At 64.5% G+C, this 16,703-nt stretch carries 16 protein-coding genes; 10 read left to right on the forward strand and 6 right to left on the reverse strand.

Features of this window, described 5'->3' with window-relative positions; genetic code table 11:
• The first annotated feature begins 1,021 nt into the window (after window positions 1-1,021).
• Together AC0KS4_RS24960 and AC0KS4_RS24965 are read left to right on the forward strand one after the other, a co-directional pair.
• Window positions 1,022-1,888, forward strand: a complete 867-nt coding sequence (locus AC0KS4_RS24960; RefSeq protein ID WP_472408535.1) for a hypothetical protein — start codon at window positions 1,022-1,024, stop codon at window positions 1,886-1,888.
• A 38-nt stretch (window positions 1,889-1,926) separates the two neighbouring features.
• Window positions 1,927-3,660 (forward strand): hypothetical protein, encoded by a 1,734-nt coding sequence (locus AC0KS4_RS24965; RefSeq protein WP_472408536.1) that lies wholly within the window; start codon window positions 1,927-1,929, stop codon window positions 3,658-3,660.
• Between the two features lie 384 nt (window positions 3,661-4,044).
• Here AC0KS4_RS24965 and AC0KS4_RS24970 read toward each other — a convergent pair whose 3' ends face one another.
• Together AC0KS4_RS24970 and AC0KS4_RS24975 are read right to left on the reverse strand one after the other, a co-directional pair.
• Window positions 4,045-4,404 carry a nuclear transport factor 2 family protein gene (locus tag AC0KS4_RS24970; RefSeq protein WP_238955324.1) on the reverse strand — a complete coding sequence of 120 codons (360 nt, stop codon included), beginning with the start codon at window positions 4,402-4,404 and terminating at the stop codon, window positions 4,045-4,047.
• A 64-nt stretch (window positions 4,405-4,468) separates the two neighbouring features.
• Window positions 4,469-4,927 (reverse strand): DinB family protein, encoded by a 459-nt coding sequence (locus AC0KS4_RS24975; protein WP_238957245.1) that lies wholly within the window; start codon window positions 4,925-4,927, stop codon window positions 4,469-4,471.
• A 261-nt stretch (window positions 4,928-5,188) separates the two neighbouring features.
• On the opposite strand from AC0KS4_RS24975, the gene AC0KS4_RS24980 reads away from it, so the two are divergent.
• The 4 genes from AC0KS4_RS24980 to AC0KS4_RS24995 all read left to right on the forward strand — a co-directional run bounded on the left by AC0KS4_RS24980 (window position 5,189) and on the right by AC0KS4_RS24995 (window position 9,574).
• Complete coding sequence (locus AC0KS4_RS24980) at window positions 5,189-5,452, forward strand: acyl carrier protein (RefSeq protein WP_238955326.1); 264 nt, start codon at window positions 5,189-5,191, stop codon at window positions 5,450-5,452.
• The gene (mbtM, locus tag AC0KS4_RS24985; protein ID WP_238955328.1) at window positions 5,449-7,011 is read left to right on the forward strand and encodes a long-chain-fatty acid--ACP ligase MbtM; all 1,563 of its coding nucleotides are present in this window, start codon (window positions 5,449-5,451) and stop codon (window positions 7,009-7,011) included. The genes AC0KS4_RS24980 and mbtM overlap by 4 nt, the downstream gene beginning before the upstream one ends.
• Window positions 7,012-7,280: 269 nt before the next feature.
• Window positions 7,281-9,137, forward strand: coding sequence for a putative alpha/beta hydrolase (locus AC0KS4_RS24990; RefSeq protein ID WP_238955330.1), 1,857 nt, complete (start codon window positions 7,281-7,283; stop codon window positions 9,135-9,137).
• Window positions 9,138-9,139: 2 nt separating this feature from the next.
• Window positions 9,140-9,574, forward strand: coding sequence for a hypothetical protein (locus AC0KS4_RS24995; RefSeq protein ID WP_225329735.1), 435 nt, complete (start codon window positions 9,140-9,142; stop codon window positions 9,572-9,574).
• Between the two features lie 68 nt (window positions 9,575-9,642).
• Here AC0KS4_RS24995 and AC0KS4_RS25000 read toward each other — a convergent pair whose 3' ends face one another.
• From AC0KS4_RS25000 to AC0KS4_RS25015, 4 genes are all read right to left on the reverse strand, one after another.
• Entirely contained in the window at window positions 9,643-9,972 is a 330-nt protein-coding gene (locus AC0KS4_RS25000) for a GNAT family N-acetyltransferase (RefSeq protein ID WP_225329734.1), read from the reverse strand.
• Window positions 9,959-10,954 carry a pirin family protein gene (locus tag AC0KS4_RS25005; protein ID WP_225329733.1) on the reverse strand — a complete coding sequence of 332 codons (996 nt, stop codon included), beginning with the start codon at window positions 10,952-10,954 and terminating at the stop codon, window positions 9,959-9,961. Before AC0KS4_RS25005 ends, AC0KS4_RS25000 begins: the two co-directional genes overlap by 14 nt.
• A gap of 61 nt (window positions 10,955-11,015) precedes the next feature.
• Window positions 11,016-12,398, reverse strand: coding sequence for an acyl-CoA dehydrogenase family protein (locus AC0KS4_RS25010; RefSeq protein WP_225329732.1), 1,383 nt, complete (start codon window positions 12,396-12,398; stop codon window positions 11,016-11,018).
• A gap of 95 nt (window positions 12,399-12,493) precedes the next feature.
• Entirely contained in the window at window positions 12,494-12,910 is a 417-nt protein-coding gene (locus AC0KS4_RS25015) for a WhiB family transcriptional regulator (RefSeq protein ID WP_008262579.1), read from the reverse strand.
• Between the two features lie 144 nt (window positions 12,911-13,054).
• Between AC0KS4_RS25015 and AC0KS4_RS25020 the strand changes: the two genes are divergently transcribed.
• From AC0KS4_RS25020 to AC0KS4_RS25035, 4 genes are all read left to right on the forward strand, one after another.
• Window positions 13,055-13,843 carry a helix-turn-helix domain-containing protein gene (locus AC0KS4_RS25020; protein ID WP_225329731.1) on the forward strand — a complete coding sequence of 263 codons (789 nt, stop codon included), beginning with the start codon at window positions 13,055-13,057 and terminating at the stop codon, window positions 13,841-13,843.
• Window positions 13,840-14,658 (forward strand): C40 family peptidase, encoded by an 819-nt coding sequence (locus AC0KS4_RS25025; RefSeq protein WP_238955331.1) that lies wholly within the window; start codon window positions 13,840-13,842, stop codon window positions 14,656-14,658. Before AC0KS4_RS25020 ends, AC0KS4_RS25025 begins: the two co-directional genes overlap by 4 nt.
• Before the next feature lie 48 nt (window positions 14,659-14,706).
• The gene (locus AC0KS4_RS25030) at window positions 14,707-15,069 is read left to right on the forward strand and encodes a DUF4226 domain-containing protein (RefSeq protein ID WP_238955333.1); all 363 of its coding nucleotides are present in this window, start codon (window positions 14,707-14,709) and stop codon (window positions 15,067-15,069) included.
• 130 nt (window positions 15,070-15,199) lie between these two features.
• Window positions 15,200-16,666 carry a DUF4226 domain-containing protein gene (locus AC0KS4_RS25035; RefSeq protein ID WP_238955336.1) on the forward strand — a complete coding sequence of 489 codons (1,467 nt, stop codon included), beginning with the start codon at window positions 15,200-15,202 and terminating at the stop codon, window positions 16,664-16,666.
• The last annotated feature ends 37 nt before the right edge of the window (window positions 16,667-16,703 follow it).

Here is a 16,703-nt window from a genome sequence, read left to right on the forward strand (position 1 = left end):
CGCGCACGGCTAGGGTCCGTGCGCGGTTTACCGCGGCGGTTAACCGCCGGACATTACGCCAAAAAGTTTGCAGCGCCAAGGACCTCGTAGGCACGTCGGCGCATGCGCCATAACAAAAGTGTGACTGCGGCAGGTTAAATACCCGGGTATGTCCGGGCACACCCGAGATCCCGCAGCGAGGGGTGGCAGCATGTCTAGGCCAATCATGGGACGCCGCAACCGCGTGCGCGTTGAGTTCAGCCTGTCACCGGAACTAGCCGAGGACGTCTACCGCTATGCACGGTGCGCCGATCTGACCTTGTCTCAAACAGGCGAGCGCCTCCTGACCCATGCCCTCTCCGAGACAAACCAGGCGGTGGACAGCACCCCTATCCGCCGACCCGATCAATGATCTGGAATGAAGGACGGCGTAAATCGTTTATTCCCAACCTATTCCTGAGCCATTAAAGGAGGCAATTACGTAACCGCTGATTAGGCCATCGCGCCGAAGCAAACCTGTGAACGTCGGCCAACGCCGACCATAGAAATGCCGAAAGCCGGGCTGGCACCCGGCTTCGACGTTCAAAAAGAGTCTGTCGGCTCTTCAACCCCTCTAGGAGGGATAGGTGTATTTCACCGTGTCCACGCAGCCATGTCAAACATCCACGCCACAAAACGGCAAGTTTAGTCAAAACCTGGTGCCGGCGACTCGCCTTGTGCCCCGAACCGATTACACGGACAACCCTGCGGCGGTGCATAACACCCGGGCGCATGGCAGCACGGCACGCCATGCACACCAGGTGGCCTCGGTCCAGGTGGCCGGAGGTGATCGCTGATGGCGCGGTTCAAAAAGATGGCCATCGCCACAGCCGCGGTGGACAGCCCTCAGACGCCGCCCGAGCAGATTGGCTCAGACAAGCCCGATAAGACGGTCGTTGGCGCCGCCCGGGCCGCGATTAAGCCGTTACCGCCACCACATCCGTCGCAAAGCGATCGACTGGCGCGGCTGCTACAACTTCGTGTGCACGCCGAAGACCCCGCGGTGGCCGCAGCGGCGATCGAGGCCGCCGCGCAACTGCGCTGCCTGGTGCCTTACACAGTGGCTGAACAAGACCGAAAGGCTGTCGGTCACGTGGCCCGCTTCCTGGTGTGGTCGGCATTCGGCGGCGTCGTGGACCCACTACGGGCTTTCACCCGCGCCAACGTCGATGAGTACCTGGCCGCTACCGCAACCGAAAGCCAACGCACCCTTGATCAGCGCCGCTACTTTCTGTACGGGACGGGCCGGCGGTTGCACTCACAGCAGTTTCCCCCGACGAAGACGAAAACGGTGCCGCCGCGTCAACGGCATCCGGTTGCCAGTCGCACAGAGATCCTGCGCCTGCAAGCGATCATCCCCCGATTACCAACGAAATTGAGCCAGCGCGCCCAGACCCTGCTCGATCTCACGTACGGAGCGGGGGCACGTCCGGCGGACTTCAAGACACTGCGTGGCACGGCGATCACCAGTGTGCCCATCGACGGACGAGCAGTCAGCGTGGTCGCTCTCCCCAACCTCGGCGGGGGCATCCGGCAAGTACCGGTGATCGATCCCGCGATGAGTGCCCGGTTGCTAGGGCTGTCAGTCAGCATCGGACACAGGCTGGTGTTGGCGCCGCATGCCCGCACCGCCGAACGCAATCTGGTCAACCGTGTCAGCGAGCAACTGCGCGAGCAGGGGCATCCGACTTTGAACCCCGTGGCGCTACGAAATCGGTGGATCATCGATCTAGCGGAGCGGATACCGGCGGTGCTGCTTCAGCAACTTGCAGATCTTTGCGAGTTGCGGATCCTCACGGACGAACGATCCCTGGTGCGTCAATACAAGCTGCGGCACGCCATCACGATCCTTGCGGGCGCTCAGCGATGATCAGGCCCCGTCAACACCTATGCACGATCGCCGATGAGGTGTTCTTCACCGCGTTGGAGGTGATCATGAAATCTGCTGTCGCAGAATGCATCGAGCAACATTGTCGGGAGGCATCCCGGGGCGGCGGCCGAAAGCCCAGCGGTATCGAGTACACCGTGAGTGCGGTGCTCGTTGCCTTCTTGGTGCGATTCCTCATGGGGCGTCCCTACAGTCTGCGCGGGGCGATGGACACCCTCGGCGAGTTCACTCACGATCAATTGGCGGCCGTCGGGATGGCCGGACAGGATTGCACGGCCATCCGCAGCGAAGCTGAGAGCGAATATCGCCGTTTTCACCGCTTCTGGAGTCTGCGCATGCAGCCACTAGACCCCGACTTCGATCTGCCGTCACAGCGAATGACTAACGCGGAGTTCCACGCCCGCCTGCGCGCGCGCAGTGACGAAGATCGGCTCCGCAGCGATGTCGCCGCTCAACGCCTGACAACGCTGATCAATGACCTGTTGTACGGATCGGTGCGCGCCGCCGCGCCGGCCAACTGCGAGGGCGACGTCGTTGTCGACGAAACAATCATCAACACCGCAAAACCGGATGGGACGCTGGGCAGCCGCCCTGAACGCTATCGGGGCGCCTCCTCGGTCGCACGGTTCTGGGCCCGCGATAAACGCGGCCAAATCAACGAATTCGGTTCCAAAGGCGACGTGAAATCGAGCGGCTATGGAGTAGGCGCCACGTTTGTGTCGCGCATCGCCCGTCGTGACGCCCTGCACGCCGAGCCGGCAGTGTTCATCGGAATTGACGTGCACACACCAACCAGCGGCAGTATCGACGGCCTGGCAACAGCGCTCAAGCATGCCCGCCGCACCGGGATCGACGGCCGCCGAGGTGGACGTACCCGCCGACCCCTGCTGACTGCTGACATGGGTTACAACCCCAAAAACGGGTTCGCAGAACTACTGTTGGATACCGGCTACAGCCCGGTCGTGCGCTACCCCAAACACTGGACCGTTGAACATGCCAGCAGCAACCCGCCAGACGCTCCGGACGGACCTCTCCCGGGGCCACTACAGCATTCCGGGGCCTTCTTCTGCCCTGCGGTCGTCAAACGCATCAGCGGACACCGCACGCCTAGCACCGAGGAGCTGCTCGCAAAGGACGGATTTCGTTTCCACGACCGCAGGCTGCAAGCCATCTACCCCTTCTTGATGGGGTATCACACCCGACCGGTCATGACCGAGGTTCGATTCGGCCGCCCCCGTCTGGGTGTTGTCGCGCCTCGACGCGCAAAAGTTCGGCTGGTATGTCCCGCGGCGCTGGGCTTGATCATGTGTCCGCTCAAACCCGAGTCAATGCAAACCGACGTGCCCGGCCTGCCGTTGGCCGAACCGGATTGGGCCGCTGAAGCCATGGCCTGCTGCTGTAACTCCAGCGTCACCATCTACCTCACCGACGGCCAACTCAGAATGGCCCAATGGGAGCTAGTACCGGGCTCCTGGGAACACACACTGTACTTTGAGGCCGCCAGGGCGCTTACTGAGCAACGTTTCAGCCAGTTGAAATCCAAACACGTCGCGGGCCTGGATGCGTTGACCACCGGGCCGCGTCGCACACCGATGATCAAGATTGCCATCGCCCTCGCCGCGGTCGCGGTCAACATTCGCGCGCAACAAAACCACGACCCCAAGACACTTCGCGACGAATCAATCGACATCAGACTGCGACAACTCGCGGCCGATCTGGGATACCCGCCGACACCGATGCCTCGGCGCAGCTAACAACGATTTCGACAGGTACGGGCGGGACCTTTGGGTCCGGCCCGCTTCTGCGTTCTCAGGCAATAAACCCTGTGGAGTTCCGCGCTTCAGCGTTCCAAGCAGGCCTGGCGGCCGAATAATCCACTCAGCCGAGCGCACTAAGCGCGAACCGCCGGCGTGGACTCACCGGTCCGCTCGTGATCACACAGCCACCGAACCGCGCCGACTTTGCACCCACCCCACCTCCCCAAAAGTCTGTGGGAACTCCGCAGAAAATCGGTGGAACCTAATGCAGAAAACGGCGCTTGACCAGCAATCAAGAACCACACACATTGAGCGGTGCTACGAAAAGTCACGACCTCGCAAGGGGTCGTGACTTTCGTGTTTTGGGAGACCGATTAAGCGCTATGAGCCGGCGCTGCGATATGTCCCGTGGCCCTCGACGATCACGTCGTCTTCGAAGACCAAGACCTCGTTGACGAGATCGCCGTTCTGGTTGCGGTAGGTGATGACGATCGTGTTGACGCCTTGGTAGACGCCTTCGACGGTGAAATGGAGATCCGGAATGCGTTCGAGGGCGGCTATCCAGTACCGACGTAGCGCCGCCTTGCCGCGGACCACTCCCTGTGTTTCCGGCAGGAGCTTGGCGGCCACGGGCGAGGTGAACACCACGTCGTCATGGAAGTCGTCGAGGACGGCGTCGACGTCGTGGGCGTTCCAGCGTTGTGCCCATCGGGTGGAGAACGCGGCCGCGTTGACGTTCATGCCGGCACTGTAGCGCAGAGAAATCCGGTGTACCAGCGACTTTCGTGCGCCGCGCCCGCTCCGGTCACAGCTGGCGGCGAATGTCGAGAAGGTGATGCTGTAGCTCGTGCACGGTGTGTACCGCGACCCAGCGCAGCGACCGTTCGCGGGTTTCCGGATAGTGGTAGAGAACGGTTCGGTCCCAGTCATCGGCGGACAGCCGAGCCAGGACATTGCTGAATAGTGCTGCCGCGTCGGCGAGTTGACGAGCGACCTCAGCCGGGTCCTGTTCGCTGTATCCGTCGTGCTCAGCCCGCTCCTCGCGGCCCATGGACGCACAATCGTGGCCGCTCGTCCGCCGGGCGGCGAGTACCCGTTCGCGCTGCACCAGCAGCACATCGCGCAGATGGCATGCGTACTCCAGCGGTGACCATACGTCGGGACGCGCGCGGGACCGCACCCCAATCTCGTTGTTAGACAGAAGTATAGCAACGTCCGCCGCCGAGGCTCGGATGTCCTGACCGGCGGATGCGGCTCGGCGCAGGTCATACGTAAAACCGCACCCTGCGCAGGGGTCTGTCACAGCACCATCATCTCAGCGGAGAAAACGCGAAGCCGGCCGGCCATCCGCCGCGGATCCGACGGCCCTCAAAGTTGTTGTGCCCGTGCGGCAATCGGCGCACCGGCAAGCCGCAGTTAGCCGGCGGCAGCGGGTAGCCCATTGCGTCGGCCTTGACGGTGAGACAACCCACACAATACCAATGAGGGTAGCCTTACCTAATTCAACCCGGTATGGTCCCGGCACATGGCCTCCTCCAATCAACCTGTGCCCGGCACCGTCGACGATCAGTTGGTCAGCATCCTTCGAGATGACCTGGACCTCAAGTTCGAAACCGTCACTGCCACAACGCGTCTGATAGATGACCTGGGAATGGACTCCGTCGCCTTTGCCGCCGGCCTGGTGGCCATCGAAGAACGGTTCGGCGCGCAATTGAGCGAGGAAGACCTGTTGACCTGCACGACCGTCGGCGACCTGCAGGCCGCGATCGCGGCCGGGGCCGACGCATGAACGTTCTCGCGGCCGCGATGCGCGACGCGATGACGCGGTCGCCGCATGACTTGGTGGTCCTAGACAAAGACGCCGATAGATGGACTGCCCGCCCCTGGCCCGAGGTCCACGGAATGGCCGAAAGCATCGCCACGCATTTACTGCAGCAGGATCACCTTGGCGCCGTGGGACTCGTCGGTGAACCGACCGTTGAGCTGATCGCCGCCATACAGGGCGCGTGGCTGGCGGGTGCCGCCGTCTCGATTCTGCCCCGCCCCAGGCGCGGCGCCGACCCGGCTGAGTGGGCTCGCAGCACCCTGAGCCGCTTCCACGGGATCGGAGTCAGCACGGTATTCAGTCACGGTGCGACGCTGCGGACCCTGCGCGATGCGGAGACGACCCTGTCGGTCAGCAGCCTTGCCGAGGCCGCTCGCACCCCCGCGTCGAATGATCCTCAGAGTCAATCCGATTCGAACGCCGCGATCCTGCAGGGTACTGCCGGATCCACCGGCGACCCCCGAACCGCGGTCTTGTCGCCGGACGCCGTGCTGAACAACATGCGCGGACTCATTCGGCGGCTACAACTCGACGGCGCCGCCGACCGGGCGTGTTCGTGGTTGCCGCTTTACCACGATATGGGTCTGGCATTCCTGTTGACCGCTGTGCTGAGCGGGACGCCGCTTTGGCAGGCGCCGACAGGGGCGTTCTCCGCCGCGCCCCTTCGCTGGGCGGATTGGCTTTCGGCCAGCGCGGCAACATTCACCGCGGGACCCAATTTCGGGTATTCCATGCTCGGCCGCTACTCGGGCCGAGTTTCGGACGTCGACTTGGGAGCGCTGCGGATTGCCATCAATGGAGGCGAACCCGTTGACTGCGAGGGGTTTCAACGATTCGCCGAGGCGATGGCTCCGTTCGGATTGCCGCCGTCCGCCGCTACCCCGGCGTACGGGATGGCCGAGTCAACCTGTGCCGTGACGATGCCCGCCTGCGGGGAGGGGTTGCGCATCGATGAGCGGACGGAATCCGGTACGCGGCAACGGTATGCACTGCTGGGCCACCCCATCCCCGGTATGGAGCTCCGCGTAAGCCCGACGGACCACGGCTCGGATGACCGCCTGGGGGAAGTCGAGATCCGCGGATCATCGATGATGACGAAGTACTTCGGTGACGCGGCCACCGAGACTGATCGCGGTGCGGAGTGGTTCCGCACGGGAGACATTGGCTATCTCGTCGACGGCCAACTGGTCATTTGCGGCCGGTCCAAAGAGATCATCACGATCGCGGGGCGCAACATCTTTCCCACCGAAGTCGAGCAGGTGGCCGCGCAAGTGGATGGGGTGCGCCACGGCGGCGTGGTCGCGGTCGGCTCCAAATCCGGTGCCGCCCAGTCGCGGTTACTCATCGCCGCGGAATTCATGGGTTCGGATCACGATGTGGCCCGTAGCGCTGTGATCAAGCGGGTCATCTCGGTGTGCGGGGTGACTCCGGCCGATGTCGTACTGATGCCGCCCGGATCATTACCCCGTACGTCGTCGGGCAAGCTCAGGCGTCTGGAGGTCCGTAGCCAACTACAGGCCTGAGAGCGAACGCTGTTACGGCGCCACCCGATTCAGGGCGTAGCGCGCCATCCTCCGATTTGGCACGTCGTGTTCGGTTCGCCGAGGACTTCGCAGCGCAGGAACTCGCACCGTCGTCGCACCGTGGTATTGCGGAACCTATTTGATTCGGCCATGAATTGACGAGCGCGTATGCGCCAGTAGCCTTATGAGCTAGCTCAGGAAGGGTTGGAAATGGGCGCAATGCGATCGCAAGGACGATCGCTTATTGCTGCGCGGCCGCGAGCGGTGCTGTGGGACTTCCGTACATAGATGAGCAGGCGCTGATCGCCGAGGCCGGCGGCGACCCGTGGGCGATCAACGCCAGCCTGCAGGCGGGCAGCCCGTTGCAGATTTCCAATCTGGCCGGCGCCTTTCACCGCGCGGGCCGATGCACGGCGGAGGCCGAGAACGCTTTCCAGCAAGCCCGCACCCGCTTCGAGGCCGCCTGGAACCACCATGACGGCGGCGGTCATCCCATCAACGACTCTGACGAAGTTCAGCGCGTCACGAAATCCCTAGGGGCGCAGTCCTTGCAGCTGCCTAAGATCGCCGCGGACCTGGAAAACATCGCCGCGTCGCTAGCCGATGCGCAGAAGGCCGGAGCCGCGCGCATCGCCACCTTAGAAGCCCAGTTGACGAACATCTCGAACATGGTCAGCCAGGCCGTCTCCATCTTGCAAAACGACCACAGCCTCAGCGCCGGGGAAAAGGACGAGCTGCACGCCCTCATCAACACGCTGGAGGACGACGCCCTGCGCGACACCAAGTCCGCGCTCGCCGCGCTGCAGTCAATTCGCAACGGGTACTCCGACGGCCTTCAGAAATCACTGAACAGCCTTCACGCCGAAGGGTACGACGGCGCCCCGCTCCATGGTGCCGATGCTGACGGCGTGGCCCCAGCGTCCCCCGCCCAACAGGCCGCGTTGGCTGACATTCGCCAAGCCACCAACCAGGCCGTTGTGGACCAAATGGCCAAGGTGCGTGCCGCGCAGGAGGCGCTCAGTAAAGCCGCGGCCGACCTGTATACCCATGGCCCGGGTTCGCCGGAAGGCGAGGCGGCCAGCGCCAAACTGCCCAAGCTCAAGGCCGACCTCGCCCGCGCTCTCGACGACCTGGGCAAGATTCCCGACTACAACAGCATTGACCCTGCATCGATAAATGTCGGCCCCGACGGGCATTTCACGTTCACCTATAACGTCAACGGGCAGCCCGTGCAGGCTTACGGCCAGCTCAAGAACGGCACGGGCGAGTTCTTCGACCAAGCCACCGGCACGTACTACACCTTCAACGGCGGCAAATTGACCGGCATGCGCACACCGGATCCCGGGCGAGTGGAAGCGACTTCCGAACCCCTCTTTACGGCCGTAACCCTGGCGGCCGGGGCGCCGGCGCTCAAGGCGGGCGGCGAGGCGGCCTTTCAGGGCCTGAAGATGCTTTTCAGCCGCGAGATGTTGGAGGGTCTGACGGCCGACAACGTGTTCCCCCGCGCACTCGCCGGAGCCGAGGAACACCTCCAAGCCGCAGAACGGAACCTGGCTTCTCATGCCCCGTTACCCGGGGAGCCGGTCCCGGGCACTCACCCTCTCGAGCCGCCCCTGGTGGAGCACACGCCGCCCGCTCCGCACGGCGACGTGCCCGTCGAACATGCGCCGGCCGGACCTCACGTGGGGGCCTTACCTGATAGCCCGGCGCCGGTTGTCATTGATCCAGCGCATCCTGAATTCCACTTGGACAACCCGCTCAACTACATGCCACCCGAGCTGCGAGCAATGTCCGAAGCGCATCTGACCGGCAGCGGGGAAACCGTTCTGGGACCATTTAAACACCCGCTCGGGGGGCCCTCGTACATCGATCTCGCACAGGAGAGGGGCGCAAGCTACTTCGATATCGGCGACGCATGGAACTCGGCCACACCCATTGAGCGACTTGCGGCGAATCAGCATGTGCTCGACATTGCAATCGCAAATCGGGACACTATTAGGTTGTCAACTTCAATCGATAGCATTCTGGATAATACTTATACTGCCGCCGAACTCAGCTACCTGAGGTCGCATGGTTACCAAGTAGTGGACGGCTATACCCTAGTCCCGCCTAAGATCGGAGGTTAGCGGTGAAAACCCTTCTGGAATTTATTGTTCAATATGTCGGCGTTCTTTACCTCAATCCAAAGTACCGGATTACCAATTCATCCAACCGAGGCCTGGCCGACATTGATGCATCGATCTCGTTTACCGGTGAGCAGCTCAGGTGGGACTTAGTCAATGATCGCGGCCTCATCTATTTCGCTGCAGTACCGCTCCTTCAAACAGTCTCCGACGATTGGTTTGGACTAGCATTAATCCGCCAGTACCTAGAAGGGGGCGACGACACGGGAGCAGACGCGCCGATAGATCAGGCCAATTGGTTGTCGACGAACCTGACTCGAGTGGAGGAGTTATTTGCGGATCAGTCGACTGCCGAACGCGTTTGCGAAGAGCTGCTTACCCTGCGCCGGTCTAATTCGTCCAAAAAATGGGGATGGCCGAAACCGGACGAGATCAATTAAGCGCGAAAACTCTAACGTATATCTGCCCAATCGCCGCGCCGCAGACGCCCCCCGGCCATTGAATATTCCTAAGACCGCACCCACTGCGTGATTTCCGGAGTGACCGGGTCCGTGATGTCGTCGAATTCAGGATGCTTCTTGAGCACCGTGCCGATCATCGAGCACACCGGAACAATGCGCTTGCCTTCATCGCGCGCCTCGTTGAGCGCCTCCTCGACAAGGATTGTCGCCAGGCCGCGTCCGCCGTAGGCCGGGTCGATTTCGGTGTGGTAGAAGACGCGTTGGTCGCCGCGGTCGGCGAAATCGGCTAGTCCCACCGTCTTGCCCTCGACGGCGATCGTGTACTTGCCGTCCTCAAGGGTGACAGTGGTTTCCGCGCCGGTCTTATCGGTCGTCATTGGTACGTTCCTTTCTTCGGGGTATCGGTCGAGGCCGCAGCCGAGTGGTCGGCAGCGGCGGGGCGGGCAGCCGGGAAAGCGCTCCCCGGTATCCGTGGACGGCACCGAATCGATCGTCGCCGTCCTCCCACAGTCGGCGGTAGTTGACGATGTCCTCGTGGCTTCGTCCGACGAAGTTCCACCACATCACCAACTCTTCGGCGAACGGCGTGCCGCCGAGCAACAGCAGCCGCGCGGGCCGCTCCCCCACGTTGCGCACATGCAGCTGCCGGTGGCCCGGGCTCAGATACGCCAGGTCGGCGATTGCCAGGGGCGTCCCACCCACCTGAACGACGCCCGAATCACAGAGCACCCCGTGTTCGAAGGCGGCATCGACATCGATGTCCAGTGCCGCACCGGCGTCGAGGTCGAGCTGGGCGCCCAGTAACGGAGTGAATGTCACTGCGGGCGAACGACTCCCGGCCAGCTCGCCGAGGAACACGCGCAGTTCGGCGCCGGGTAGCGAGACCGGCGGGGGCGCATAGTGGGCGAAGCCTCGCTCGGTGTCGCGATGGGAAGCCGGCAGCGCCACCCAAAGCTGCGCGCCGTGCAATAGGGGTTCGGACTCCACCGACACTTCGGAATGGCAGATGCCGGCGCCCGCGGTCATCAGATTCAGCTCGCCGGGCCTAACGGCCGCACGTACGCCGGCGCTGTCGCGGTGCTCCACTTCCCCACTGAACAACCAACTGACCGTCTGTAGTCCCGTATGCGGGTGCGGCGGGACATCCATCCTCGCGGCGACCGGACCGTAGTGGTCGATGAAACACCACGCACCGATCAACGAGCGTCCTCGTTGTGGCAACGTGCGTTGCACCCGTATGGCCCTCGGGCCCCCCAAGGGAACCTCGCGCGGATGCAGCACCTCCACCCCGGGCGAGATGCCCGGGTGTTGCGAAGCGGCGCAGGCGACTTCGGCCGGCGCGGCTTCAAGGTTGCTCATCGTTCACCCTCCGTCGCGGACTCCTCAACGGCGCCGTCATCCGCGACCGTACCCGGCCGACTCACTTGCCCGGGGGCCGCAGCACCTTCATGGCCAGCCGCATGACCGGCTCGGGCACCCGATCCTGCATCGACAGGGCGGTATCGGCGACGCGGGACCGCAACGGCGTACCCCGCCCGAAGACCCGGTTCAGCGGTCCCCCGGACGGCTCGAGGACCACATGCAGCGGCGGGGTGCCCACGGCCGCGCCCAGGGCGTTGGAGATGACCATCCGCTGGATCTCGCTGGTTCCTTCAAAGATGGTGTACAGCTTGGCATCCCGATACCATTTCTCGACCGGGTGATCGGTGATGTAGCCCCAGCCGCCCATGGTTTGAATTGCGCGTTCGGTGGCCTTGACCGCTACCTCGCTGGCGGCCATCTTCGACATCGAGCCCTCCCCTCGTTCGAAGGGAACGTTGTTGGCCGCCATCCAGGAGGCCCGCCAGGTGAGCAGCCGGGCCGCATCGATCTGCGTGGCCAATTCCGCGAGCGGGAACGCGATGCCCTGGTTGTCGATGATGGGCCCGCCGAACGCCTCACGCTCGGTGGCATACGCGGTCGCGTACTCCAACGCCGCACGGGCGATCCCGATGGCTTGGGCGGCGACCATGGGTCGCGTCTGCTCGAAGGTTCCCAACGTCGCTGAACCGGAGCGTTTTCCACCCGCCACAACTTCTCGCGCCTTGGCGAGTTTGTGTTCGAGTTTCTCTTCCCCGCCGAGCAGATTGGCGCGCGGCACGCGCACGCCTTCGAAAAGCAGCTCGGCCGTATGGGACGCCCGACAGCCCAGCTTGTCGAGCTTTCGCAGCAGTTTCAGGCCGGGCGTGCCGCCGGGCACCACGAAGAGCGCCTGACCTCGATGGCCGAGTTCCTCGTCGACTACCGCGTTGACCACGTGCACGTTGGCGATGCCGCCGTTGCCGATCCACATTTTGTGGCCGTCGATGATCCAGTCATCACCGTCGCGGCGGGCACGCGTGCGTAGGTTGCGCACATCGCTGCCGCCCTCGGGCTCGGAGATCGCCAGGGCGGCGAGCTTGAGATCGCCTGGGGTGCCGAAACATTCGGGCGCCCACTCCAGCATCTGCTCCGGGGACGCGGCCTGGCCGATCGCTGAGAGCGCCAGGGCGGGCATCACGATGGCCAGGCCGATGCCGGCGCACCCCCAGAACAGTTCCTCCATGAACATAGGCAGGGAGATGCCGGTCGGGTCGCCGATCAGGTCGCGGTAGAACAGCGGGCTGTAGAAACCTTGTTGGGCCGCCTCTTCGAGCACCGGCCAGGGGAACTCCTGGCGTTGGTCGTATTCGAGGGCTACTGGGCGTATTACGGATTCGGCGAACTCATGGGTGCGTCGGGCCAGATCGTGTTGTGCCGCCGTCGGGGTCAGGTCGAACGTCATGGGTGCGCCTTTAAGGTCGACAGACTGGTCTTGCCGACCCCGACTACCCCATTGACTGGTTCAGCAAACTGCCGAGCTGGGATTGCGACGCGACGTCAGGCAGCCGTACGAGGCCCGACTTGGGCCAGCGGCAGATGCAACACGACTGCGGCCACCGGGACCGCCTCGTGTTCGTGCCGCGCCAGCAGCGCCGCATTCTCGGGTAGCTGCCGGGAGTTGATTTCGCCCGACGCAATACGCCGCAGGACGTCGTGGGCGTGAGCCAGCTGGTCACGCTTGCGATACTGGCCGCCCGGCAGCTTTACGCCCGCCCATACGCCGTACTCCTCGCGGTGTGCGATGGCGTGTTGGGCGCAGCGGCGCTGTTGTGCCAGTGGGCAGCGGCGCAGGCATTGCAGGCGCGCCTCGGTGGCCGACCGTTCGTATGCGCGCGCCTTCGCCGCGCCGTCACCACCGTCGTCGTCGGGGTAGCCGAACCAAAGCTCCGGGTTGGCTGCGCACGGGTGTCCCATGTCGGTCTCCTTGTCGAGCGTGAAACGTAGGCAAAAGCGTATACGGCGAGAGGCCGACCGCGCAAGAGAAACGTCGACGGAAACGTATATCTGCATATCCGAGACGGTGGCTGTGTACTATCCGGCCTATGGCCGGAGCGTGTGGTGAGCCGTGAATCGGCCGGCGCGGCTATCCGCGCGTTGCGAGAATCGCGGGATTGGTCATTAGCCGACCTCGCCACCGCGACCGGGGTCAGCATCATGGGGCTCAGCTTTCTCGAACGCGGCGCCCGTAAACCGCACAAAAGCACAGTTCAGAAGATTGAAAATGGGCTTGGCCTGCCGCCGGGCACCTACTCCCGGCTATTGGTGGCCGCCGATCCGGATGCCGAATTGGCCCGGCTGATGGCCGCGCCGCCGGCGGCCGCGATGTCCGCACGGCGTTCCGGACCGGTGGTGGTCGACCGCCATAGCGACACCGAAGTGCTGGAAGGCTATGCCGAAGCCCAGCTCGATGCCCTCAAATCCGTCATCGATCGGCTTCCTGCGACAACATCAAACGAATATGAGACGTATATTCTGTCTGTGATCGCTCAGTGCGTGAAGGCGGAGATGCTCGCCGCCAGCTCCTGGCGGGTGGCGGTGAGCGCGGGCGCCGATTCGACCGAACGGCTGATGGAGCATCTGCAGGCCCTGGAGGCGACGCGCACGGCCCTGCTGAAGCGGATGCCCGCCAGCCTGAGCGCCCGTTTCGACCGGGCCTGCGCACAGTCCTCCTTGCCGGAGCCGATCATCGCCGCGCTGGTGGGCGTCGACGTGGACGAGATATGGGACATCCGCAATCGCGGTGTCATTTCGCCGGGCGCCCTCCCCCGCGTGCACGCCTTCACCGAGGCGGTTGAGACGACGAGCCGAGAACAGGCCAGCCACGACAGCGGCGAGGAGGCACAGTGAGCCATAGCGAAGTCGAGGCGTTGAGCCGCGCTCATCAACTCTTCGCCGGCGGCACGACGCCCGCAGCGCTGGATGCGGACACCGGGCACTACCGCGGGCTGTTGCGGCGGGCCGCCGGGCGGAACGACGGATTTGCCCGTGGCGGCTACCAACTTGCGGTGGACCACAGCCGGCAGCGCCTCACGTCAGCCGCGGGGACCGACGCCGCGGTCACCGACCTGCTCAACGGCGCCCACCGCGACCGCGCGCAGGCCCGCGACCTGACCCAAAATGTCCTCGACGCGGCCCGCGCCGATGCCACGGTGCCCCCGTCGACCCCGTTGGCGCAGCGAGAGGCGATACGCCGTCGCGTGGCGCGACTGCGTACGCAACGGGCCCACGTCGTGTCGGCGAGGTTGCGTGCGCGACGGCACCATGCGGCCCTGCTGGCGTTGCGGTATCGGCTGCGGCACGCGCGGGGCCTCGGATTGCCGCCGAACGACCGCGCCGCACTCGCCGTGCGGGCCGCGTTGTCACGGCTGGGCCGTCCCTACGTCTGGGGCGCGACCGGCCCCGACCAGTTCGACTGTTCCGGGCTCGTTCAGTGGAGCTACGCGCGGGCCGGTATTCACTTGGACCGCACCACATATCAGCAGATCAACGACGGCATCCCGGTACCCCGTTCGCAGGTGCGACCGGGTGATCTGGTCTTTCCGCACTCCGGTCACGTCCAGCTCGCCATCGGTAACAACCTGGTTGTCGAGGCGCCGTACGCGGGCGCGTCGGTGCGAATAAGCCGACTGGGCAACAACGTTGCGATACGCCGACCGATATGACACACCAAGTCCGCCCGGCGATCCGGGCACGACGAGAAGGGTGAGCCGATGCCGGAACAACCCGAGTCCTCGTTAGAGGCCGTTGAGGCGCGGCGATCAACGCTGGCGACTCAGCACGGCGCCGCGTCCGAAGCCGACCGCGTGCTCACCGACGTGCTGAACACCGCTCACACGGCGGCGCGCGAGAGTGTCCGGCGACTCGACGCCATCGCCGAACAGATTGACCACGCCGTCGTGCAGCAAGCGAACCTCGCCGTGGATACACCCATGGGGGCGCGCGAGTTTCACAAGTTTCTGCTGGACAAGCAACGCGAGATCGCCGCGGTAGTGGCCAGTGCGCGCGAGCTCGTTCAGGCGAAAAGGGCTGTGTTGGAGAACCTTCGGGCGCAGTACACCGTCGGCAGCAGTTAACCGGAACTAGTCCACAACCATGCAGCTCAGTGAATTGTCGGCAGGAACGCCCCTGAGTACTGTCGCCGGGCATGGAGGGGTCGCGTCATTTCCCGCAGCGGGGGCCGCTGCAGCGCCGCCTGGGGATCTGATGTCGGCCTACGACGATCTCCTCGCAGCGGTCAAATACGTCCGAGACCGCACCGGCGATCCAAACGCGTGGCAGACGGGATTGGCGCCCACCGAAGTCTCCGCGGTGATCACGCCGACCACGGGCACCGAGCAACTCGAGGCAATCCTGCGCAAGATCCGCCGACAGCATGCGGACGTGTTCGGCGCCGCACCGGCGAGCAGCCCGCCCACGGGGCGAGCATTCGAAGGAACCGCGACAGCGCCGGACCGGGAATCGGGTGCGGCCGCAGACGCCATCGCCAGCGCCGAAGCCGCTCTGGCACAGCAGAACTCGGCGAGTTCGCAACTGGACATGCAGGTCGTTTCGGCCATCCTCAACGCGCACCTGAATGCGGTCGACGGCAGGGAAGCGCTCACCAAGCTGCAACAAGAAACCGAAGCCGCGGTACGGATGAGATCAGACCTGGACACTCCCGCGGGAGCGCGCGATTTCCAACGCTTCCTCATCGGCAAGCTCCGAGACATTCGCGCGGTGGTCCTGAACGCCAGCCTGGACGATACGTCGAAATCGGCGCTGATGGCCGCATGGACGTCGCTGTACGACGCGTCCAAGAACGAACCCAATCGGCCGGGCGAACACCCACCCACGGCGTCCGTTGGTGATGCGCCCGCGGTCGGTACGACCGATGCGTCGAGCGATACCGACCCGGAATGGGATCCGCTGCTGGATTCGCTGCTGGCCGATGACGACGAACTGTTGCCCGGAGACGTTCCGGGGCCGGACGCGGCGGCGGGCGCCCCGTTCGCGCCCGCAACGGAAACGCCGATGGCGCCCCCGATGCCGAACTTCGGCGGCGGGCCACTCCCGGGTCTGGGCACCATGCCCGCTTCCATGGCGGGATGGGAAGGGCCGGGCGGCCTTCCGTTTTCGGGGCTGCAGGGCGACGACGCAAGCGATCCGGCGCTGCAGGATTTGGCCGACGAAGAACTACCGGATGCCCAAGAGGAAGACCCGAGCGCGCTCGACGCCTCGGACAACCCCGACGAGAACAACGGCCCGCAGGACGCGTCATCCGACGAGCCAGCGGCCGGCCCGACGCCGGTGACCCTGCCCGACGGCGAAACCGTGACCGCCGCCAGCCCGCAGTTGGCGGCGGCGATCCAGGCCGCCGTCGGCGGAACGCCGATCGCGGAAGCGTTCCAACAACAGGGAATGACCATTCCCCCACCGGGAACGGCGGTCGCCAACCCCATCGATGCGCCACACGTGAGTCCGGGCGACATCGGGATGTTCACGGACCGTCACGCCCTTGCCCTCGGCCCTGACAAGGCGCTTCTTGATGGCCAAATTCAGCACATCGCCACCGTGAGCGGACCGAGCTTTCTAGGCTGGGAGCATCCGCCGGCGTCGGCCGCGTCCGCGACCACGCCGACTAAGCCTGAACCACCGACACCTACCCGGCCGGCAACCTCGTCGACCACCTGAGAAAAATGAACTCGCCGGCACGTACGGCGGTCGTCAA

The organism is Mycobacterium sp. NTMscope_MAC_12, from assembly GCF_976985675.1.